A 21,851-nucleotide genomic window follows, 5' to 3' on the forward strand; every position below is an offset into this window, starting at 1 on the left:
TCCCGATGCCGCTAGCCGTCGAGCCGTTCGGGGGGACTTCCTGGCCGCCTTCCAAGAGGGCACGGAACGCTGTCGACATAGCTCCCTCCTCGAACGATCCACTTCCGGTCCGTCATTGGGCTGAGTGCGAAACCTGTTTTCACGAGGGCCGCAGAGGTCGAGAAGTCAGCGGGATTCCGCTGGCGACCGCGTTGGCATCGCGCATGTCTCCGGGCTGCGTGAGCCACGCCACCGCCAGCGCCAAGGCTTCGTCGACAGGCTTCGGTCGATATCCAAGTTCGTCGCGGGCCTTTCCATCATCGAAAGGCGCAGAGCGCAGAGCGAGCCGTACGCCCTCTCGCGTGACCATCGGCGGACGCCGCGTGAGATGATCCGCGATCCACTCGGAGGCCGTTGCCGCGGCCAAGGCAACGATGCCGGGCAACGCCACGAAGGGCATCGACCGACCTGACAGGTGCTTCAGCCGAGCCAGGAGTTGCCCCAACCGCACGTTCTCGCCACCGAGCACGTAGCGCTGCCCGGGAAGCCCTCTCTCCCCCGCGAGGCGGAGGCCTTCGGCCGCATCACGGACATCGACCAAGTTGAGCGTGCAATCGAGGAAGGCCGGTGCCTGCCCCTTCAGGAAGAGCGACAACATCGTCGAGGGCGGGGTCATGTTCCAGTCGCCGGGTCCGATCGGGATTGTCGGGCTTGCGATCACGACGTCGCGTCCTGCCGCCGCGGCGGCGAGCATCGATCGCTCGGCCAGCCATTTGGACCGCGTGTAGGGACCGGACATCCGCTCAAGGGCCGGAAGATCGTCGCCGCGCACGCACTCACCGTCCCGCGAGCCCGTGAGCAGCACGGTCTCCGTCGAGCAATGGATCATCCGTGCGGTCACAGGTGCCGCAGCCAAAAGGCAGTTCGTGGCGTGCACATTGACGCGAAAGAAGGAAGCTCGGTCCGCAGCCCACAGATGGGGGACACCGGCCAAATGGTAGATGCGATCGACGCCGATCATCGCTCCGGACAAGGCATCGCCATCGAGAATCGAGCCGCGAAGAAACTCGACACAGGCTGGGAGACCGTGCGGATTGCCACAGTCGAGCACTCTCACCGAACGTCCAGAGGCGAGCAGGGATTCAACGAGATGGCGACCGATAAAGCCGCATCCGCCGGTGACGAGATCGACCGATGACATCTGCGTTCTCAGCTGCGATCAATCGCTCGGGCCATGCCATGACGCCTCTGAGGAACTTTAATTCAGATGATGGCATGTGCTTGATCAAACGAGACAATTGCCCCCGGGTCCGACCCGTTGGACCATCACTGTGCCACTGGGCGGGACAGTGATCGGTGCGGGAGAGGTCGAGCGTCTGATCGGCCAGATCCACAGGACCGTGTGGTTGGTCGCCGAGAACTCCGCTTCGGCTCGGCCGGCTGGATCTCCTCGGATGGTGAGATCACCATCGCGCGGTCTCGGCAAGATCGAAGCGCGAACGAGCGATGTGGTCGAGGGAGCGTCAACGAGCTCAGGTGAGTGCATCCATCTGGGCTGTTCACGGTCGTCGATGGGTGTTGAAAAGCGCAGAGACGACATGCGCTTTGGCATGCAGCCGGACTCAGCACTGATCTGAGCCGCTGCAATGTCTGCTTCCGAGATGCGCGCTTTCTGGGCTGAACGACGTCGTTCAGCGCAAAGCCGTTGGCCCGAAGCGGCTACGCGCGCTTCGCGGAGGCGGTCGTCGCGGCGCTCCCCGGCCTGATCGGACTCGTCCTCGTCGTGGCGATGATCAACCTCTGCTTCCGCGTCGCGCTCCTCGTCGATATCGATCCGCTCGGCCCCGCCGAACACACCGTGTTGCTGGCCGTGTCCGGCATCATCTTCTCGGTCCTGATCGCGACCGAGCCACCGACCATCATCGAACTGCAGCGGCGGTCCAGGCGCTCCACGCGGTGCCCTGGCTGGTGCGTGATCAGGACCGGAAGGACATGGGGCGCGGCAGCGGCATACACCCTGCGCAGGATCGAGCGGGCCGGTCCGAGGTCCGGACCGGCCGCCCTCACATCAGTCGTAAGGATCGAAGTCCGGTCCGTAGCCCACGGAGCGCGGTCCGAACCGGCGCGGTCCGATGGGCCCGTCGCGCTCGACGAGCACCTCGCGGACCACGGGACGGGGCCGGTAGACCACAGGACGCTCCACCACGACTTCGCGGACGACCGGGCGCGGGCGGTAGACGACGGGCCGTTCGACGACCACCTCGCGCACGATCCGGCGGGGCGGCGCGACGACCGGGCGTTCGACGATGGTCCGGCGCGTCACCACGGTCTCGGGCGCGTCGTATCCGTCGTAGCCGTTTCCGTCTGCGCGAGCAGACGTGGCCGGGAGAAGTGCCCCCGCACCAAGTGCGAGGGCTGCGAAGGCAGCGAATGCTGTTTTCCTCATCCTGTCACTCACCGTCATGGACGAACACAGCCGCGCAAGGCGGCAAGGACTAACGCCGACGCCCGGCATTTGGCCGAGGCTGCGTCGACTTGGGCAGGCGGATAGGCTGCAGAACCATCCTCGATGTCGACAGGCCCTCATGAAATCGCGACAGCCAGAGCAATCGCGGGACAAGGTGCGAGTTACCTCCACCGCTCCGATTGCAGGGTCCTTTCCCGAGATGCCGCACAGTTCCGGTGAATGATGCCATCGGGCGCGCGGTTGTCGGCCGTCTCCGGAGAAGCCTGGCTGGCGGCATTCGGGCGACCCACCAAGCTAGGCGACAACTCATTTGGGCCACTGCGACCCTGGACAGGCTTCGTGCCCCAGGGATCGAAGGTCCTAGAACAGCAATGCGTCTGCGGTTCGAAGATGCCAGGCACGCGCGCGGAACGAGGCGAGTCGGGTCGCGCAGGGTTCCACGACGGCAATCCCTACTCGAACGGCGGCCCTGACGCGCTGAGTCTTGACCGCAGGTCGATGCTGGGCCGTTCGGCTTCCCGGTGCACAAGCGCGGTATCACAGGCCATCATCAGAGTGCGCAGATCTTCAACGGACAACTCTGCTTCGGCAGGCGTCCGGAACCCGCCGCGGCAGTAGATGGAACCGGAAGCCGTCACTGCCACGACCGCGAACCGCCCATCTGAACCGCCGACGATGCTGTAGGTCACTGACCGCGCCATGACCTCTTCCGCTCTGACCCACAGAGGATGGCTGCAACGCGAATGCGGCGAGGAACGATCCCCGAACGGCCCAGTTAGATGTTCACTGTACAGTCAGGATGGTCGGCGTACGCCTGCGCGGATCACTCTGCGAAAGGACAGCAGGTTGAACGACATGCTGATACCAAGCGGCCTCGGCGTGGATCAGGCGGAGATGCAGGATGCACCGCACTCGGCTTTCCTGCCTGGAGCGATCCTGGACCACCTCGGCTCCGAGCTACGGGCGGCCTACAGCGTCCTGACCTGTGCGCCATTGCCCCAAGGCTTGCTCGACCTGATCGCGCAGCTCGACAGCTCGCATGCGGAACGGTCCGGAAACGCCGACGCCTTTCGAGATGAGCTGATCGCGGTGCTTGCCGACCTGCGGGGGTTCGCGCTGTCGCTCGTCCCGGACGCGGCGCGCGCCGACGACCTCGTGCAGGAGACCGTACTTCGGGCCTGGGCGGCCCAGGACCGCTTCGCGCCAGGTTCGAACCTGAAGGCTTGGCTGTTCACGATCCTGCGCAACCAGTTCTACAGCGAGTGCCGCAAGGGCAAGCGCGAGGTCGAGGACGCGGACGGCACCCTCGCCGGCCAGCTCGTCGCTCCCGCCGCTCAGGAGCACGGCTCGGATCTGCGCACCATCTGGACTCACATCGCCAAGCTGCCGCCGTCCCAGCGCGAGGCGCTGCTCCTCGTGGGCGCCCAGGGTCTGACCTACGAGGCTGCGGCCGAGGTGATTGGCTGCCAAGTGGGGACGGTCAAGAGCCGGGTCAGCCGGGCACGCTCGCTCCTGACCAGCCTGCTTGGCATGTCCGCGACCCGAGCATCCGCCTAGAGGGTGACTTCAGGCCCGTGGTGGGGCTCAATGATGCCCATCGACAGGAGGTGTCCTGCACTGACGCCTGACCCGCGTGGTGCACATCCAGACGCTTCACGACGCTGCGAAAGTTGCCTCAGATGCCGTGAGCGGGCGTGGGAGGGCAGGTACACTCGATCAGCCTAGCAAAGGCATGGAGCTGCGGCTCATGGAGGCAACCGGCGTTGGGCGGTCGCGGCGGCCGTGCCGGCATGGACAACCGGCGGCGAAGCCCCCGGGCATGGCGATGCTGGTCATGGGACAACAACCATCGTCGGCGCTGCGCCCAAGCCTCATCAGCAGGCGACGCGCACGAAGCGGCCGCAAAACGGTTCCGAGCCGTCGAGCGTTCCTGCGGATCGTACACAAGAGGGCAACCGGAGCGTGCCGTGCTCAACTGGCGGTCCATGAAGCGCCCCCCAGGACGTCCGGTGGATCATAGCCATCGACCGGCACGGCCTCGACACGCGCCGTGATCCGCTGGGACCCAACTCGGTTCGGCGATGCCCGTCGTTGGCACGTTGCCTCCTGTGAGCACAGCTCACGAACGATACCTTCACCGACTGGATGCCGTTTCCCGACTGCCCGCTCTCTGGCGAGGACGAGCGATCTTTAAATCGAAGTGGATGACGATGGCGGCGGACAGCGCGGCTCCCCTCATCCTGGCGGTGCAGACCTGCGCAAGCGATCCGAGCCGTTACGGTTAAGTCATCCGGGATGGCCACAACGTTGTTCTGCGATCCTGCTACGCGTCGGCCAGCGAGGAAGAGGCACGCACCGAAGGATTGACCGCTCACAAAGAGGCGGGCGCCCTGTTCCGCGACAGCCTCAGAGATGGGAAGGAGAGCGGGACGGATGAAGGCGTTCCTTGCGCAGCCAGCATGTGGACGATCTTTCGGCGCAACGGGACTGCTCGAGCACTTCGCCTGAGGCGAGTTGGGCTCGGCCACTGCTACTTCGTGCGCGCACTCCGTAGCTTCTCTGCAATGGGCGGCAGATTGACGAACACGCCCTCGCACATGCTGCCCAGGCTGCTGCGCATCACGCCCCTGGCCCACTCCCGGCGACCCTCGTCCATCAGCTTGATCGCCACTTCTCGCGGCGTCTGCTTGGCGCAGGCCCGCATGACCTGCATCAGGGGGTACTCCGCATCCCGCCCGCAGGATTTCTTTGCCTGCAGGAACAGGCCGTACTTCTGAAACCGCTCCGGGCAATCCTCGGCGGACCACGCGGGAGCGGTGGTCAGCAGGCTGGCTAGGAGAACGACGGCGAGGCGAGCGGACGAAGCTTTCTGTGAGAGCATCAGAAGGCCATACATGGCACAGGGCCAAGTTTGAGCGGGAGTGACATGGCGGCAAATCTATTCATCGGCACGTTGTTCAGGGCAGCCGCGATCTGTGACGGAGTGGTCGACGCGGCTATCACGTCCGTCCTGAGCGCCAACCGCGACGAAGCCTTCGTGTTCGAGAAAACGTAGACGGTCGATCGTCCCGCAGCGTTTCGAGCGCTGCCTGTCTCGCGTGAGCGAGTGACCGATCCTGGCGTATCGGAGTTCCGCAAGCGGATCGTGGTGCATACGGCCATCAAGTTGGCGCGGCTGCTGGAGCAGAAGTCGAAACTGATGTCTGACGCCCCCAACCATGCGGCGGAGGCTGACAACCGAGCCGCGGACCCGGCATCGGGCCTCCTACCTGCTTCCCGGTCGGTGCTGACCTCCGACGCTGCGCGATCACCCGATCAGCAAGCGTTCATCGCGCCGCGCAGATCTCGCGCCGGACGAAGGCCGGCGAGACTAACAGCGGCCAAGCCACTCCGACCATCATCGAGCGACCGAAACCCTGCGAGGTCGGGCCTGCCAGCGCCACCGCGCCGAGGTAAACGCCAGCAAGCATGTAGGCGGCGAGGAAGCCTTGGGCGAACCGAGGCAAAGCGACCCTCCCAGTACGCGAAGAAACGATGAGGTCGTGAGGGCCCGCCCCGAGCCAGTCAGGACGGGCTTGCGTCGGCTGATCGTTTGGCCGCTCTGTCTGTGACCGCAACGATGCGGACGCTGTGGCCCACCAGCTCAGTAGCGGTAACCGCCATACCCGCCGTAGCGCCGCTCCTCGTAGTAGCGCGAGCCTCGGTACGGCCGGTCATAGCCGCGGAACTCGTGTTTGCGTCGCCAACCATGGGCCGGAGCCCAGGAGGGAGGTCCACCATGATGGTAGCCGCGATCGCCCCGTGCCCAGGGCGGGTCGGCCAAGGCTGCTGTGGAGGTGCCCAGGACGCCGCCGGCAACAATCAGGGTGGGGAGCAGGGGCAGGGCCAGCTTTCGAAACATCTCATCTCCTGTGATCCCACCGGTTGCGGTGAGCAGATACGGAGACGGCATCGATCCGGTTCCTCGTAATCAGCCAGGCTTGTTACGAGAGAGCATGCAAAATCTGTCAGCGCGTCGAGAAAGGACATGCTACGGGGCGGACGAACGGCACCGAGGTACGCCAGACGGGTACGCAGCGGAAGTCGCGCTTCCACTGACCCGTTGGTGCTGCTTCTGTGATTCAGACGGAGGGTGGGATGGTGGAGCCTAACGGGATCGAACCGATGACCTCTTCCATGCCATGGAAGCGCTCTCCCAGCTGAGCTAAGGCCCCACTCTATCCACCGCGGCGGCTGGAAGCGTCCGCGGAGTTCGTCTCGCCGCCGGGACCGTGGTGCCCGTCGGCGAGGCCGGTTCTATAGGCGGCTCGCGGCCGGGACTCAACCCCTTTTTTCGCCCTTTCTCGCGATCGCCGGGCCCTTGTCGTCTCGGCGCCCGGCGCAGGCGGAGGGGTCCTGCCGGCGACGGCGCGGAGGGAGCCGCGCCTCAGCTCTCCTCGTCGTTCTCGATGTCGCCGTCGATCAGGTCGGACACGTCGTCGTCGCCCGTGTCCTCTTCCTCGAGGAAGGTGTCGTCGTCGGAATCGCCCGAGTCCGCGTCGTCGCCGGCATCGTCGTCCGTCGAGGTGTCCACGTCGTCCTCGGCGGCCTCGACCTCGTCGAGGGAGACCATCTCCGGGCCCTTGTCGTCCGTCTCCTCTTCGTCCTCGGTGGTCGAGCGGGCGGCGAGCGCCGGAGCGGCGATGCGGCTCGTGGCGACGGCCTGGTAGACGGTGCCGCATTTCGGGCAGACGGCGGGGTCGCGGTCGAGATCGTAGAATTTCGCGCCGCAGCTCATGCATTGGCGCTTGATGCCGAGTTCCGGTCTGGCCACGGGCGAAAACCTCTAAGGTGCTGGTCTGGGAGAGGGGCCCCGTTAGTCGCGCCGCGCGCCCGTGTCAAATGCCGGCGTTTCGTGAGGCGCCAACGGGGCTTCGCCGCATTTTCGCGCGCCTATCGAGGCCTTTCCCGCCGGCCCGCCGATGCTGCCGGATGACGCCGGGCGGCGCCCGTGATAACCGGCCGGCCACCAGAGCGGCCGGGGCCTCCACGCGGAACCCCGGGCCTCCGCCCGCCCTCCAGCGAGACCGGCGCCCGTGTCCCACGATTCCGAGCCCCAGCCCCTCACCGCCGCACCCGGCCGGCCCCTGCGCGGCTCGCTCCGGCCGCCCGGCGACAAGTCGATCTCCCACCGGGCGATGATTCTCGGCTTGCTCTCCATCGGCGAGACGCGGGTGGAGGGTCTTCTGGAGGGCGACGACGTGCTGCGCACCGCGGCCGCCGCCCGCGCTCTCGGCGCCGGCATGGAGCGCCTCGGCGAGGGGCGCTGGCTGGTGCGCGGCGTCGGCATCGGGGGCCTGAGCGACCCGTCCGGGACGCTCGATTTCGGCAATGCCGGCACCGGCTCGCGGCTGATGATGGGCGTCGTCGGCGGACAGCCGGTCACCGCGACCTTCGACGGGGACGCCTCGCTGCGCAAGCGGCCGATGCGGCGCATCCTCGACCCGCTCGTGCGGATGGGCACCGAGGTCGTGGCCGAGGCCGAGGGCGGCCGGGTGCCGCTGACCCTCCGCGGGCCCCGCGAGGCGATCCCGATCACCTACGAGACCCCCGCCGCCTCCGCGCAGATCAAGTCCGCGGTGCTGCTCGCCGGCCTCAACGCGCCGGGCGTCACCACCGTGATCGAGCGGGAGGCGACGCGCGACCACACCGAGCGGATGCTGCGCCTGTTCGGGGCCGAGGTCGTCGTCACGCCGCACGGGCCGGGCGGCCACGGGCGCGCCGTGGCGCTCACCGGCCAGCCGACCCTGCGCGGCACAGACGTGTCGGTGCCGGCCGATCCGTCCTCGGCGGCGTTCCCCATCGTGGCGGCGCTGATCGTGCCGGGCTCGGACGTCACCATCCGCGGCGTGATGATGAACCCTCTGCGCACCGGCCTCATCACCACGCTCCTCGAGATGGGCGCCGAGATCGAGCGCCTCGACGAGCGCGAGGAGGGCGGCGAGACGGTGGCAGATCTGCGGGTGCGCGCGAGCCGCCTGCGCGGCGTCTCGGTGCCGGCCGAGCGCGCTCCGGCGATGATCGACGAGTACCCGATCCTCGCCGTCGCCGCCGCCTTCGCGGAGGGCGAGACCCGCATGAACGGGCTGCACGAGTTGCGCGTCAAGGAATCCGACCGCCTCGCCGCGGTGGCGGACGGGCTCGCGCGGAACGGGATCGACCACCGGATCGAGGGCGACGACCTGATCGTCGCCGGCGCGGACGCCGCGCCGCGGGGCGGCGGCACGGTGGCGACGCATCTCGACCACCGCATCGCCATGGCCTTCCTCGTCCTCGGCCTCGCCACCCGCGAGCCCGTGACGGTGGACGACGGCGCCATGATCGCCACGAGCTTCCCGAGCTTCCTGCCGACCATGCGCGCCCTCGGGGCCGAGATCAGCGAGGAGGCCGCGGCGTGAGCGCGCCGATGGTGATCGCGATCGACGGGCCCGCCGCCTCGGGCAAGGGCACCCTGGCCAAGCGGCTGGCCGAGCATTACGGCCTCCCGCACCTCGACACGGGCCTCCTCTACCGGGCGGTCGCGCGCTCGATGCTCGACGCCGGCCTGTCCCTCGACGACGAGTCCGCCGCGGCGCGCGCCGCCGCGAGCCTCATCGCCGACAAGCTCGCGGACCCGCGCCTGCGCGAGCGCGCCATGGGCGAGGCGGCCTCGCGGATCTCGGCGGTACCGGCCGTGCGCTCGGCGCTGCTCGCCTGGCAGCAGCGCTTCGCCGCCAACGCGGTCGGGGCGGTGCTGGATGGGCGCGACATCGGCACGGTCGTCTGCCCGCACGCGCGGGTGAAGCTGTTCATCACCGCCTCGGCCGAGGAGCGCGCCCGCCGCCGCCACCGCGAGCTGACGCTGCGCGGCGAGGAGACGATCTTCGCGGCCATCCTCGCCGACATCGAGGCGCGGGACGCCCGCGACGCCTCGCGGGCGACGGCCCCGCTGCGGGCGGCGGAGGACGCCACCGTGCTCGACACGACCGAGCTCGACCCGGACGAGGCGTTCGCGGCGGCCAAGCAGGTTGTCGACGGCGCCCGCGCCCATTGAGGACCGGCGGCCGTGGGCGAGGGGCGGCGTGAGTCGGGCTCGCCGGCCTTCCTCGGAAGGCTCGACTCTCGCCGGCCGCGTCATCACGGGACGTGATCGCGTTGCGCGACGGCGGCGGAGCCGACCGACGCTTTCCGCCAGCCTCTTTGCAAGATGCATGACCGGACATCAGCAATCTGTATTTGCATAGATTGCTCAAATCGGATTGTTATCAGCACTTACGAAGCCCGATATCGCGCGACATCTTGATCGTGCGACCGCCCTCCCGCAGAAATCCGGCTGAGCCGCCGCAGAATGCGGCTCGGTGGGTTCGGGGACGTCATCATGAAGGGCAACCTGTGCATCGCGGCCCTTGTGGCCGCGGGCGTCGGCGCGTGCGGCAGCATCACGCGGGGGACCAGCGAGAACCTGACCTTCGTCTCGGAGCCGGCCGGGGCGGTGGTCACGACCACGAAGCGCTACGCCTGCGCGGCGACGCCGTGCACGCTCGACGTCGACCGCTCGGACGAGTTCGACGCGACCTTCGCGCTGCCGGGCTACCGGCCCGAGACGATCCCGGTCCGGACGCGCGTGGCGACGCGGGGGGCGGTCGGCATGGCCGGCAACGTGCTGGCGGGCGGCCTGATCGGCGTCGGGGTCGACGCCTACACGGGCGCCGCCTACGACCACGAGCCGAACCCCGTCATCGCCCGGCTGACGCCGCTCCGGGCGCCGCCGAAGACGCCGCCCATGACGCCGCGCCGCCGCCGTCCGGGCCCGGCCGAGCCCGGCCTGTGAGCGGCCGGCTCAGGTGCCCCGCGGCTTGGCGCGCCGCGTCGGCGCCTCGGCGAGCGGGTCCTCGGGCCAGGGATGGCGCGGGTAGCGCCCGCGCATCTCGGCGCGCACGGCGGCCCAGGATCCGCGCCAGAAGCCCGGCAGGTCGCGGGTGATCTGGATCGGCCGGGAAGCCGGCGAGAGCAGGTGCAGGAGGAGCGGCACGCGACCGCCGCCGATCACCGGGTGCCGGTCGAGGCCGAACAGTTCCTGCACCCGCACCGCCAGCACCGGCTCGGCCTCCGCCTCGTAGGCGATCGGGATGCGCGAGCCCGTCGGCACGGTGATGTGGGTCGGCGCCTCCGCGTCGAGGCGCGCGCGCAGGTTCCAGGGCAGCAGCGCGTCGAGGGCGCGCGCCAGATCGTCGGCGCTCACCGCGTCGAGGCTCGTCCGGCCGAGGATCGCGGGGGCGAGCCAATCCTCGGCGGTGGCGAGGAGATGGGCCTCCGTGAGGTCGGGCCACTCCGCGCCCTCGGCACCCCGCAGGAAGCGGATGCGGGCGACGAGCTGCCGGAGGGCAGGCGTCCAGGGCAGGGCGTCGAGGCCGGTCTCGGCGAGGCCGCGGGCGAGGATCGCGGCGCTCTCCGCGTCGGCCGGCACGGGGAGAGTGCGCTCTTCGAGTTTGACGGCGCCGAGCCGGCGGACCGCGCGCGCCCGCAGCGCACGGGCATTGCGGTCGAACGCGACGCTGGTGACGGTCTCGATCCGCTCGCCGAACAGCGCCTCGATGGCGTCGAGGCCGATCGCGGCGGCGGCGAGGATGCGGGCGCTGCCCGCCGCACCTGCGAGGTCGGCCACGACGAGGAAGGGTTCGCGGGCGAGCGGCGAGACCGGTCCGAGGCGGCCGGCGCGGCCGTTGACCATCACGAAATCGCCCTCGCGGCCGCGGGCGCGCGCCACCCGGTCCGGATAGGCGAGGGCGAGCAGCGCGCCGATATCCACGGCCTCCGCGTGCGGCCCGACCCCGCCCGCCTGGCGGGCCCAGCCCTCTGCGAGCCGGCGCATGTCGGCGGCGCGCTGGCCGCGATCCCGCCGGAAGCGCTCGACGCGGTCGGCGAGGTCGACGCCGTCGCCGCCGAGGCCGCGCTCCACCAGCACCGCCGCGAGGTCGGCCGCCGCCTGCGCCGCGCCGCGCTCCGCCGCGCTGACCACCATGCGGGCGAGGCGCGGCGGCAGGGCTAGGGCGCGCAGGCGCGCGCCGACCGGCGTCAGCCGCCCGTCCGCGTCGATCGCCGAGAGGGCGCGCAGCATCTCCCGCGCCTCCTTGAGCGCGGGTGCGGGCGGGGGGTCGAGGAAGGCGAGGCTGGCGGGGTCCGTGACGCCCCAGGCGGCGCAGTCGAGGACGAGGCCCGACAGGTCCGCCGCGAGGATCTCCGGGCGCCCGAAGGGCTCGAGCGCGCCGGTCGCCGCCTCCGCCCACAGGCGCCAGCAGATGCCGGGCTCGGTGCGCCCGGCGCGGCCTCGGCGCTGGTCGACGGAGGCGCGCGCGGCGCGGGCGGTGACGAGGCGGGTGAGCCCGATCCCGGGCTCGTAGACGGGCACCCGCGAGAGGCCGGAATCGACCACGATCCGCACGCCCTCGATCGTCAGCGAGGTCTCGGCAATGCTCGTCGCCAGCACCACCTTGCGGCGGCCTTTGGGGGCAGGCATCACGGCCCGGTCCTGCTCCGCCTGGGTCAGGGCGCCGTAGAGCGGCGCGACCTCGGTCTCGGGCCCGACCCGCTCGACGAGCGCCTCCGCGACACGGCGGATCTCCCCCTGGCCCGGCAGGAAGGCGAGGACCGAGCCTGGATCGGCGCGCAGCGCCCGCAGGATCGCCTCCGTCATCGCCTCCTCGATCCGCCGGCTTGGGTCGCGCTCCGCGTAGCGGGTCTCCACCGGAAAGGCGCGGCCCTCCGATTCGAGCACCGGCGCGTCGCCGAGCAGGCGCGCCACCCGCGCCCCGTCGAGGGTCGCCGACATGACGAGCACGCGCAGATCCTCCCGCAGGGCGCCCTGCGCGTCGAGCGCGAGGGCGAGGCCGAGATCGGCGTCGAGGGAGCGCTCGTGGTACTCGTCGAACAGCACGGCCCCGACGCCCGACAACTCGGGATCGTCGAGGATCATGCGGGTGAAGACGCCCTCGGTCACCACCTCGATCCGGGTGCGGGCCGAGATCCGGGAGCCGAGGCGCACCCGCAGTCCCACCGTCTCGCCCACGCGCTCGCCGAGGCTCGCCGCCATCCGCTCGGCCGCGCCGCGGGCCGCGAGCCGGCGCGGCTCCAGCAGCACGATCTTGCGGCCGGCGAGCCATGCCTCGTCGAGGAGGGCGAGGGGCACCCGCGTCGTCTTGCCCGCGCCCGGCGGCGCGACGAGCACGGCCGCGCTCCGCCCGCGCAGGGCGGCCGTCAGGTCGGGCAGGACCGCGTCGATGGGGAGCGGGGCGGCGAACGCGTCGGGCGAGGGCATCACGCGAGCGCATGCGGCCGGACGCCGCGAATTGCAACCCTGAATAGAATTAAAGAAGCCAAACACACGTTCTTACTGATATATCCTGAAACACGTTCGAGAGTTTCATATATTCCATCGCCATTTTCCGCGGATATTCCCACGAATTCAAGCACATCTGCGGAACTTAACTGATCTTGCCAGCTTGTCGGCTCGGCGCGCCGCGGGTGCGCGAACGGAACGGAACGGAGACGATGACAAAGCTTGCACTCACCCTTGCGGCCGGCCTCGCGCTCGGCGGCCTCGGCCTGACCGCGGCCTCCGCGGCACCTGCCGTTCCCGCCCCGGGCCTCGTCGCGGGTGAGCCCGCGGCCGAGACGGTCCGTCACCACCGTCGCTACCACCACTGGAAGAAGCATCACCGGATGTACCGCCGCCACATGAGCCGGCACCACATACGCCACGGCGACCCGAACGCCCGCAACCCCTCGCGCCCGGGCTACCAGCAGCAGCGCGGCACGACCTCGGGCGGCCCGCGCTACTGACCCGCCCTCGCGGGCCGGCGCGGCGCGCCGGCCCATCGAACCCGTCAGGCGCCGAGATCGAAGGCGGCGAGCGCCGCCATGTTGACGAGGTCGGCGTCGGTGGCGCCGAGCGGCACGATCTGTACCGCCTTGTCGAGACCGACGAGGATCGGGCCGAGCACCATCGCGCCGCCGAGTTCCTCCAGCATCTTGGTCGAGATCGCGGCGGAGTGGAACGCGGGCATCACCAGCACGTTCGCCGGTTCCTTCAGGCGGCTGAACGGGTACTGCGCCATCAAGTCCCGATCGAGCGCCACGTCGGCCGCCATCTCGCCCTCGTAGACGAAATCGACCTTGCGCTGGTCGAGGATGCGCACCGCCTCCCGCACCTTCTCCATGCGCTCCCCGCGCGGGTGGCCGAAGGTCGAGAAGGAGAGCAGCGCCACCCGCGGCTCGGTGCCGAGGCGCCGGGCGGCGCCGGCCGCCTCGATGGCGATCTCGGCGAGTTCCTGGGCCGAGGGCATCTCGGTGATGGCCGTGTCGGCGACCATCACGGTGCGCCCGCGCGCGAGGCAGACCGAGAGGCCGATCAGCCGGTGGCCGGGCTTCTCGTCGATGACGTGGCGCACGTCCTCCAGCGCGATCGAGTAGCTGCGGGTGACGCCGGTCACCATCGCGTCGGCGTCGCCGAGCGCCACCATGGTCGCCGCGAAGTGGTTGCGGTCCTGGTTGATCAGGCGCTGGCAGTCGCGGATCAGGTAGCCCTGGCGCTGCATGCGGGCGTAGAGGGCCTGCGCGTACTCGGCGTTCCGGTGCGAGAGCGCCGCGTTGTGGATCTCGATGTTGTCGCGCTTGCCGAGGTCGATCCCCATGGCGGCGGCGTTGGCGGTGACGCGGTCCTCGCGCCCCACCAGGATCGCGGTGCCGAGGCCCTGGTTGGCGAAGGTGACCGCCGCGCGGATCACCAGTTCCTCCTCGCCCTCCGCGAAGACCACGCGTTTGGGCGCCTTGCGCACCTCCTCGAAGACCCGGTTGAGGATGCCGGCGACGGGGTCGCGCCGGGCCGAGAGGCGATCGCGGTAGGCGGCCATGTCGTCGATGGGCCTGCGCGCCACGCCTGTCTCCATCGCCGCGCGGGCGACGGCCGGCGGCACGGTGTGGATCAGGCGCGGGTCGAAGGGGACGGGGATGATGTAGTCGCGGCCGAAGCGCGGGCGCTCGCCCTGGTAGGCCGCGGCGACCTCGTCCGGCACGTCCTCGCGGGCGAGATGCGCGAGCGCCTGCGCGGCGGCGATCTTCATCTCCATGTTGATGGTGGTGGCGTGCACGTCGAGGGCGCCCCGGAAGATGTAGGGGAAGCCGAGCACGTTGTTGACCTGGTTCGGGTAGTCCGAGCGGCCCGTGGCCACGATCGCGTCCGCGCGGATCGCGCCGACCTCCTCCACCGTGATCTCGGGGTCGGGATTGGCCATCGCGAAGATGATCGGGTTCGGCGCCATCGAGCGGATCATGTCGGCCGAGAAGGCGCCCTTGACCGAGAGGCCGTAGACGATGTCGGCGCCCGCCATCGCCTCGGCGAGGGTGCGCTTGTCGGTGCGCGCCGCGTGGGCGGACTTCCACTGGTTCATGCCGTCGGTGCGCCCCTCGTAGACGACGCCCTTCGTGTCGCAGAGGATGACGTTGTCATGCCCGAACCCCATCGCCTTCAGGAGCTCGATGCAGGCGATGCCCGCGGCGCCCGCCCCGTTCACCACGAGCCTGGCGCCGGCGATGTCCCGGCCGGTGAGGTGGAGCGCGTTGATCAGGCCCGCGGTCGCGATGATCGCAGTGCCGTGCTGATCGTCGTGGAAGACCGGGATGTCCATCAATTCCCGCAGCCGGTCCTCGATGATGAAGCACTCCGGCGCCTTGATGTCCTCCAGGTTGATGCCGCCGAAGGTCGGCCCGAGGTAGCGCACGCAGTTGACGAAGGCGTCCGGATCCTCGGTGCCGACCTCGAGGTCGAAGGAATCGATGTCGGCGAAGCGCTTGAACAGGACGGCCTTGCCCTCCATCACCGGCTTCGAGGCCAGGGCGCCGCGGTTGCCGAGGCCGAGGATCGCGGTGCCGTTCGAGATCACCGCGACGAGGTTGCCCTTCGCCGTGTAGTCGTAGGCCCGGGCCGGATCCTCCGCGATCGCCAGCACCGGCACGGCGACGCCGGGGGAGTAGGCGAGGGAGAGATCGCGCTGCGTGGCCATCGGCTTCGTCGCGACGACCTCCAGCTTGCCCGGCCGGCCCTGCGCGTGGAACTGCAGCGCCTCGTCGTCGGTGAAGGTCGGGCGCTTGGCGCGCGTGCGCGGATTCGTCGGCTCGGTCATGGGCTCCTCCTCGGGAGGCCGCCTATCGATTGTGCACAAATCGTTCAAGGCCGCGCCGGGGTGCGGGGGCGCGGGCGGGTTACAGGCCCGCCGCATCGTCGGCTCCCTTCTCCCCAGGCTATAGCGGCGGCTGCCCTGATTCGGGCCGCCGGCTCTGCTATGTAGCGGACATGGCCCAAGCTGCTGTTCGACCGATCGCGAGAGCCCGCCCCGCGCCCGCCGACGAGGCCGTCAGCGCGCCCGCCGTCGGCGCCACGCCGATGATGGCGCAGTACATCGAGATCAAGGCCGCCAACGCGGACTGCCTGCTGTTCTACCGGATGGGCGACTTCTACGAGCTGTTCTTCGAGGACGCCGAGATCGCCTCGCGGGCGCTCGGCATCGTCCTGACGAAGCGCGGGAAGCACGCGGGCGCCGACATCCCGATGTGCGGCGTGCCGATCGACAGGGCCGACGATTACCTGAGCCGCCTCATCGCGCTGGGCCACCGGGTCGCGGTCTGCGAGCAGACGGAGGATCCGGCTGAGGCGAAACGCCGGGGCCCGAAATCCGTGGTGCGGCGCGAGGTCGTGCGCCTCGTCACGCCCGGCACCATCACCGAGGACAGGCTGCTCGATCCGGGCCGCGCGAACCTGCTGCTCGCGATCGGCCGCCGCAAGGTCTCGGACGCCGCCTTCGCCTACGGGCTCGCCGCCCTCGACATCTCGACGGGCCGCTTCTCCCTGAGCGAGGTGCCGGGCGCCGAGCTGCCCGGCGCCATCGCCCGCCACGACCCGCGCGAGATCGTGCTCTCCGAGGCGATCCACGCCGACCCGGCGCTGGCCCGCCTCTGGCAGGACGTGGCCGCCCCGGTGACGCCGCTCGCGCAGGCCGAGCTCGAACCGGCCTCCGCCGAGCGGCGGATCAAGGCGCAGTTCGGCGTCTCGACCCTGGAGGGCTTCGGCGACTTCTCCCGCGCCGAGATCGCGGCCGCGGGCGCCGCGCTCCTCTACGTCGAGCGCACGCAGATCGGGGCCCGCCCGCCCCTGAGCCCGCCCTTCCGCGAGGCGAGCGGCGCGACGCTCTCGATCGACGCGGCGACGCGCGCGAATCTCGAACTGACCCGCACGCTCTCGGGCGAGCGGACGGGGAGCCTGCTCGACGCGATCGACCGCACCGTCTCGGCGAGCGGGGCGCGGCTGCTCGCCGAGCATCTCGCCGGGCCGCTGATGAACCTGCGGGCGATCACGCGGCGCCAGGAGGCGGTGGCCTTCCTCGCCGAGGACCACGCCCTGCGGCGGCGCCTGCGCGACGCGCTCGGGCGGGCGCCGGACCTCGCCCGCGCCCTCTCGCGGCTCGGCCTCGGCCGCGGCGGCCCGCGCGACCTCGCGGCGATCCGCGACGGGCTCGACGCGGCGGGCAGCATTGCCGCCGACGTCTCGGGCATCGGCACCCTGCCGGAAGGCCTCGCTCGCCTCGCCGGGCAGCTTTCGGGCGCGGATGCCGAGCTCGTCGTGACGCTGCGCGCGGCGCTCGCCGACGAGCTTCCGCTCAACCGGCGCGACGGCAACTTCGTGCGCGCGGGCTACCACCCGGAGATCGACGAGGCGCGGCTCCTCGGCCAGGATTCGCGCAAGGTCATTGCCGCCCTCCAGGCCCGCTACGCCGAGGAGACGGGCTGCCGGACCCTGCGGATCAAGCACAACAACGTGCTCGGCTACTACATCGAGGTGCCGCAGGCGGTCGGCGAGGCCTGCCTCAAGGGCCTGATGCGCGAGACCTTCGTGCACCGCCAGACCATGGTCGACGCGATGCGCTTCACGAGCGTCGAACTGGGCGAGTTGGAGACCAAGATCTCCGGCGCCTCCGACCGCACGCTCGCCCTCGAGAGCGCGGTGTTCGAGGATCTGGCTGCGCGCGTGCTCGCCCAGACCGCGACCGTCGCGCAGGTCGGGGAGGCTCTGGCCGGCCTCGACGTGGCGGCGAGCCACGCCGAGCTCGCGGTGGAGTTGAGCTGGACGCGCCCTCACGTCGACGACGGCCTCGCCTTCGTGATCGAGGGCGGGCGCCACCCGGTTGTCGAGGCGGCGCTGCGGCGTTCGGGCGAGCCCTTCATTGCCAACGACTGCGACCTCTCGGGCGAGGGGCGCGGGCGAATCCGCCTGATCACCGGCCCGAACATGGGCGGCAAGTCGACCTTCCTGCGCCAGAACGCGCTGATCGCGGTGCTCGCGCAGATGGGCGCCTTCGTGCCGGCCGCCCGCGCCCATCTCGGGCTCGTCGACCGCCTGTTCTCGCGGGTCGGCGCCGCCGACGACCTCGCGCGCGGGCAGTCGACCTTCATGGTCGAGATGGTGGAGACCGCCGCCATCCTGAACCAGGCGAGCCGCCGCTCCCTCGTCATCCTCGACGAGATCGGCCGCGGCACCGCGACCTTCGACGGGCTCTCGATCGCCTGGGCGTGCCTCGAGCACCTGCACGAGGTGAACGCCTGCCGGGCCCTCTTCGCCACCCATTTCCACGAGCTCACGGCGCTGAGCCAGCGCCTCGCCCGGCTCGACAACGCGACCCTGAAGGTGGCCGAGCACCGCGGCGAGGTGGTCTTCCTGCACGAGGTCGTGCCGGGGGTGGCCGAGCGCTCCTACGGGCTGCAGGTCGCCCGCCTCGCGGGCCTGCCGGCGGGCGTGATCGCCCGCGCCGGCGCCATCCTGAAGGGGCTTGAGAAGGCCGAGCGCGACCGTCCAGGCCGCCCCCGAATCGACGACCTGCCGCTCTTCGCGAGCCTGAGCCCTCCGCCGCCGCCGGCACCACCCGCCGAGGATGGGCTCGGCGAGATGCTCGACGCGCTCGATCCGGACGCGATGACGCCGCGGGAGGCGCTGGAGGCGCTCTACCGGCTGAAGCGGGAGCGGGCGGCGAAGGCGTGAGGCGGGCTCACGCCGTCGGGGCGAGGCTCAGGCCGTCCGGCGCCGCCTCGGGCCGCCCGCCGGCCCGGCGCTCGGCCACGTAGGTGAGAGCGCTCGCCACCACGCGCTCGGAATAGGGCTTGGCGATCACCCCGAAGGCGCCCGCGAAATCCTCCGGGATGCGCTTGCTGTTGGCGGTCATGAAGACGACCGTCGTGCGCGCGTCGGCGCTGAGCGCGCGCGCGACATCGACGCCGGTCGGCCCGTCGATCAGGTGGATGTCGACGAGCGCCACGTCCGGGCTGGTGGAGCGCCCGAGCGCGATCGCCTCCGCCGACGTGCCGGCGACGCCGACGGTGACGTAGCCCAGATCCTGCAGGAGATATTCGAGCTCCAGCGCGATGAGCACCTCATCCTCGACCACGAGGATGCGCATTGCGGGCGCGACCGTCATGCCTCCTCCCAGCTCTCGACGCACGTCGCCGGACATACAACCCGAGGCTGCACACACCAAGGCATCCGCGTCTCAGGGACCGCCGTCGAGCGGCACCCGGATGTCGACGCGCGTGCCCGGGCCGGCGTCCTCCCAGAGGATCGTGCCCCGCAGCTGCCGCACCACCATCTCCACGAGGTTCCGGCCGAATCCCGCGGGATTCACCGCGCCCGCTTCCATGCCGACGCCGTCATCCGCGATCAGGATGTGCAGGTTCTCGCCGTCGCGCCGCGCAGTGACGGCGATCCGGCCGGCCCGGCCGCCGGGAAAGGCGTGGCGCACGGCGTTGGTGGCGAGCTCGTGGATCATAAGGGCGAGCGGCGCCGCCATCGCGGCCGAGACCGCGAGCGGATCGACCTCTGCCTCCAGCCGCGTTCGCTCGCCGTCGAGTCCGGCGCTCAGGTCCGACAGGAGATCGGCGGCGAACTCCTGCAGGTTGAAGCGCGAGACGTCTCCCGCCGAGTACAGCATGCGGTGCGCGGTCGAGAGCGCGCCGATCCGCTCGGCCATGCCCTGGAGCGCGTCGCGGGCCTCGCCCTCCGGGGTGCGCCGCGCCTTCAGCAGCATCAGCGAGGAGATCACCTGCAGGTTGTTCTTCACCCGGTGGTCAACCTCGTGGAGCAGGGCGGTCTTCTGCTGCAGCGCCGCCTGCAGGTCGGCCGTGCGAGCATCGACCTGCCGCTCCAGCTCGTCGTTGGTGCCCCGCATCGCCATCTCGAAGCGGCGCTTGTCCGTCATGTCGGCCTGGGCCGCGTAGAAGTAGGCGACCGCGCCCGAGCGGTCGCGAACCGGCGCGATGGTCATCGCGTTCCAGAAGGGCGTGCCGTCCTTGCGGTAATTGAACAATTCGCACTCGATCGGCCGCGCCGCCGCGACGGCCTCGCGCATGCGGCGGATCTCGTCCCGGTCGGAATCGGGCCCCTGGAGCATGCGGCAGTTCCGCCCGAGCAGTTCCTCGCTGGCGTACCCGGTGAGCGCGAGGAATGCCGCGTTCATCCAGACGATCGGGTTGTCCGGCCGGCGCGCGTCGGTGACGACCATCGGCGTCGGGCTCGCGCTGAAGGCGGCCGCGAAGATGCCGTCGGCGAGGCCGAACGCGTCGAGGGCCGATCTGTCGTCGTCCGTCATGCCATCGTCGACCGCCGAGCCTCGGCCCGGTCCGGATCCGCGGATCGGGCCGAGCTTGCACACACGGCGCCGGAGGCGCCATGGGATCCGAACAGGAAGCGGCCGCCGCGGTTCCGCGCGCGGACACCTTGTCCACCACGAAGATCGCGCGGGCGCGTTAAGAATTCGTCGACCATCTTCCCCCAGGCCTGATCCGTCCCGCCTCGGCAACGGAACGCCGCGCCCGGGACCTCGGCGTCCGAGCGCAAGGCTGCCACGATTTTTGCGGAACAAGACGCAGCGAGCCCGAGGAGTTCCACCGCCATGCCCGCCAAGCTCGAGCGCCAGCCCGCCTCTCCGGTGAAAGCCGCCCGGCCGCGCCTGAGGCTGCGCGACGTGATGGAGGATTCGCGCATCGCGCTGATGCTCGCCCTCGGCTTCGCCTGCGGCCTGCCGATCCTGCTGGTGTTCTCGACGCTCTCAGCCTGGCTCGCCACCGCCGGCATCCAGCGCACCAGCATCGGCCTGCTCTCCTACGTCTCCTTCGCCTACTCGCTGAAATTCATCTGGGCGCCGGTCATCGACCGCCTCGACCTTCCGGTGCTGGCGCGGCTGCTCGGACGCCGGCGGGCCTGGATGGTGCTCTCGCAGATCGCGGTGGCGGCGGGCCTGATCGGCATGAGCCAGGGCGATCCCGCGGCCTCGCTGAGCTTCATGGTGATCTGCGCGCTCATCACCGCCTTCGCCTCGGCGACGCAGGACATCGTGGTGGATTCCTGGCGCATCGACGCCGCGCCGACCGAGCGGCAGGGCGTGATGCTCGCCGCCTACCAGCTCGGCTACGCCGTGGCGCGGGCCTTCGCGGGGGCCGGCGCGCTGTACATCGCCCAGGGTGCGGGCTGGTCGCTCGCCTACGGGGCGATGGCGCTCCTGATGCTGATCGGCCTCGTCGCCTCGCTGCTGGCGCCCCGGCAGGACCCGGTCGAGGTGCCGGGCGAGCGCCGCTCCGTGGCCAGGACCCTGGAGATCGCCGTGGTGGAGCCCTTCGGCGACCTGATCCGCCGGAAGGGGGCGAGGCTGTTCCTGATCCTGTCCCTGATCATGCTCTACCGGCTGCCGGACATCATCTCAGGCGTCATGGCGCAGCCCTTCTACATCGAGCAGGGCTTCACGCTCACCGAGATCGCCAACGTCACCAAGATCTACGGCGTCATCGTCGGCATCGTCGGGGCGCTGGCGGGCGGCTTCGCGGTGATCCGCTTCGGCCTTCAGGCGTCGCTCCTGTTCGGGGGCATCGTGGCGGCGGCCTCGAACCTGATGTTCTCCTGGCTCGCGGTCTCGGGCCACGACACCTGGCTGTTCGTTGCGAGCATCTCGATCGACAACTTCGCGGGCAATTTCGCGGGCACCGCGCTCATCGCCTACATGTCGAGCCTGACCTCGTCCGCCTTCGTGGCGACGCAGTACGCGCTGCTCTCCTCGCTCTACGCGCTGCCCGGCAAGTTCGTCGGCGGCTTCTCGGGCTACATGGTGGACGCCATGGGCTACCCGAAATTCTTCGCGGCCTCGGCGGCGATCGGCATCCCCGTCGCGCTCCTGTGCCTCGCCCTGATCGCCCTGCGCGAGGGCGCCGAGGACGAGGCCGAGGCGGCGCACCCGCCGGAGGAGGAGGCCATCGCCGCGAAGGCCTGAGGGGCGTCGTCCCGGCCGGAACCGGGGAGGGG

General features: G+C 70.4%; 17 protein-coding genes and 1 tRNA gene. 7 read left to right on the forward strand and 11 right to left on the reverse strand.

Features of this window, described 5'->3' with window-relative positions; all coding sequences use genetic code 11:
• Nucleotides 1–139 precede the first annotated feature (139 nt).
• The 3 genes from MOX02_RS21000 to MOX02_RS21010 form a co-directional block, all read right to left on the reverse strand.
• Entirely contained in the window at nt 140–1,180 is a 1,041-nt protein-coding gene (locus MOX02_RS21000; RefSeq protein WP_147027752.1) for an NAD-dependent epimerase/dehydratase family protein, read from the reverse strand.
• A gap of 867 nt (nt 1,181–2,047) precedes the next feature.
• Nucleotides 2,048–2,302: a hypothetical protein gene (locus MOX02_RS21005; protein ID WP_238179068.1), complete on the reverse strand. Its 255-nt coding sequence runs from the start codon at nt 2,300–2,302 to the stop codon at nt 2,048–2,050.
• A gap of 596 nt (nt 2,303–2,898) precedes the next feature.
• Nucleotides 2,899–3,147 (reverse strand): hypothetical protein, encoded by a 249-nt coding sequence (locus MOX02_RS21010; RefSeq protein WP_147027754.1) that lies wholly within the window; start codon nt 3,145–3,147, stop codon nt 2,899–2,901.
• A 154-nt stretch (nt 3,148–3,301) separates the two neighbouring features.
• Here MOX02_RS21010 and MOX02_RS21015 point away from each other — a divergent pair, with 154 nt between their 5' ends.
• A complete protein-coding gene (locus MOX02_RS21015; protein ID WP_147027782.1) occupies nt 3,302–4,003 on the forward strand; it encodes a sigma-70 family RNA polymerase sigma factor in 702 nt (233 codons plus the stop codon).
• Between the two features lie 973 nt (nt 4,004–4,976).
• On the opposite strand, the gene MOX02_RS21020 is transcribed toward MOX02_RS21015, so the two are convergent.
• From MOX02_RS21020 to MOX02_RS21040, 4 genes are all read right to left on the reverse strand, one after another.
• Nucleotides 4,977–5,342: a hypothetical protein gene (locus tag MOX02_RS21020; RefSeq protein ID WP_147027755.1), complete on the reverse strand. Its 366-nt coding sequence runs from the start codon at nt 5,340–5,342 to the stop codon at nt 4,977–4,979.
• A gap of 430 nt (nt 5,343–5,772) precedes the next feature.
• Nucleotides 5,773–5,952, reverse strand: coding sequence for a hypothetical protein (locus tag MOX02_RS21025; RefSeq protein ID WP_147027756.1), 180 nt, complete (start codon nt 5,950–5,952; stop codon nt 5,773–5,775).
• 632 nt (nt 5,953–6,584) lie between these two features.
• Nucleotides 6,585–6,660, reverse strand: a tRNA-Ala gene (locus MOX02_RS21035).
• Between the two features lie 212 nt (nt 6,661–6,872).
• On the reverse strand, nt 6,873–7,259 hold the full coding sequence (locus MOX02_RS21040; RefSeq protein ID WP_147027758.1) for a TIGR02300 family protein: 387 nt from the start codon (nt 7,257–7,259) through the stop codon (nt 6,873–6,875).
• Between the two features lie 262 nt (nt 7,260–7,521).
• On the opposite strand from MOX02_RS21040, the gene aroA reads away from it, so the two are divergent.
• The 3 genes from aroA (at nt 7,522) to MOX02_RS21055 (ending at nt 10,295) form a co-directional block, all read left to right on the forward strand.
• The gene (gene aroA, locus MOX02_RS21045) at nt 7,522–8,883 is read left to right on the forward strand and encodes a 3-phosphoshikimate 1-carboxyvinyltransferase (protein WP_147027759.1); all 1,362 of its coding nucleotides are present in this window, start codon (nt 7,522–7,524) and stop codon (nt 8,881–8,883) included.
• A gap of 8 nt (nt 8,884–8,891) precedes the next feature.
• Complete coding sequence (gene cmk, locus MOX02_RS21050; RefSeq protein WP_147027783.1) at nt 8,892–9,518, forward strand: (d)CMP kinase; 627 nt, start codon at nt 8,892–8,894, stop codon at nt 9,516–9,518.
• Nucleotides 9,519–9,812: 294 nt separating this feature from the next.
• The gene (locus MOX02_RS21055) at nt 9,813–10,295 is read left to right on the forward strand and encodes a translation initiation factor 2 (protein WP_238179066.1); all 483 of its coding nucleotides are present in this window, start codon (nt 9,813–9,815) and stop codon (nt 10,293–10,295) included.
• Nucleotides 10,296–10,304: 9 nt separating this feature from the next.
• On the opposite strand, the gene hrpB is transcribed toward MOX02_RS21055, so the two are convergent.
• Nucleotides 10,305–12,779, reverse strand: coding sequence for an ATP-dependent helicase HrpB (gene hrpB / locus MOX02_RS21060; protein ID WP_147027760.1), 2,475 nt, complete (start codon nt 12,777–12,779; stop codon nt 10,305–10,307).
• Between the two features lie 233 nt (nt 12,780–13,012).
• Here hrpB and MOX02_RS21065 point away from each other — a divergent pair, with 233 nt between their 5' ends.
• Nucleotides 13,013–13,303, forward strand: coding sequence for a hypothetical protein (locus tag MOX02_RS21065; RefSeq protein WP_147027761.1), 291 nt, complete (start codon nt 13,013–13,015; stop codon nt 13,301–13,303).
• Between the two features lie 44 nt (nt 13,304–13,347).
• Here the strand turns inward: MOX02_RS21065 and MOX02_RS21070 are convergent, their stop codons facing one another.
• On the reverse strand, nt 13,348–15,642 hold the full coding sequence (locus MOX02_RS21070; protein WP_147027762.1) for an NADP-dependent malic enzyme: 2,295 nt from the start codon (nt 15,640–15,642) through the stop codon (nt 13,348–13,350).
• Nucleotides 15,643–15,812: 170 nt separating this feature from the next.
• Between MOX02_RS21070 and mutS the strand changes: the two genes are divergently transcribed.
• Nucleotides 15,813–18,548, forward strand: a complete 2,736-nt coding sequence (mutS, locus tag MOX02_RS21075; RefSeq protein ID WP_147027763.1) for a DNA mismatch repair protein MutS — start codon at nt 15,813–15,815, stop codon at nt 18,546–18,548.
• Nucleotides 18,549–18,555: 7 nt separating this feature from the next.
• Here mutS and MOX02_RS21080 read toward each other — a convergent pair whose 3' ends face one another.
• Together MOX02_RS21080 and MOX02_RS21085 are read right to left on the reverse strand one after the other, a co-directional pair.
• Complete coding sequence (locus tag MOX02_RS21080; protein WP_147027764.1) at nt 18,556–18,981, reverse strand: response regulator; 426 nt, start codon at nt 18,979–18,981, stop codon at nt 18,556–18,558.
• Between the two features lie 72 nt (nt 18,982–19,053).
• Complete coding sequence (locus tag MOX02_RS21085; RefSeq protein WP_147027765.1) at nt 19,054–20,148, reverse strand: PAS domain-containing protein; 1,095 nt, start codon at nt 20,146–20,148, stop codon at nt 19,054–19,056.
• Between the two features lie 303 nt (nt 20,149–20,451).
• On the opposite strand from MOX02_RS21085, the gene MOX02_RS21090 reads away from it, so the two are divergent.
• Nucleotides 20,452–21,819 (forward strand): AmpG family muropeptide MFS transporter, encoded by a 1,368-nt coding sequence (locus tag MOX02_RS21090; protein WP_238179064.1) that lies wholly within the window; start codon nt 20,452–20,454, stop codon nt 21,817–21,819.
• Nucleotides 21,820–21,851: the final 32 nt, after the last annotated feature.

The sequence above is a fragment of the Methylobacterium oxalidis genome (genome assembly GCF_007992195.1).
Taxonomy (GTDB): Bacteria; Pseudomonadota; Alphaproteobacteria; order Rhizobiales; family Beijerinckiaceae; genus Methylobacterium; species Methylobacterium oxalidis.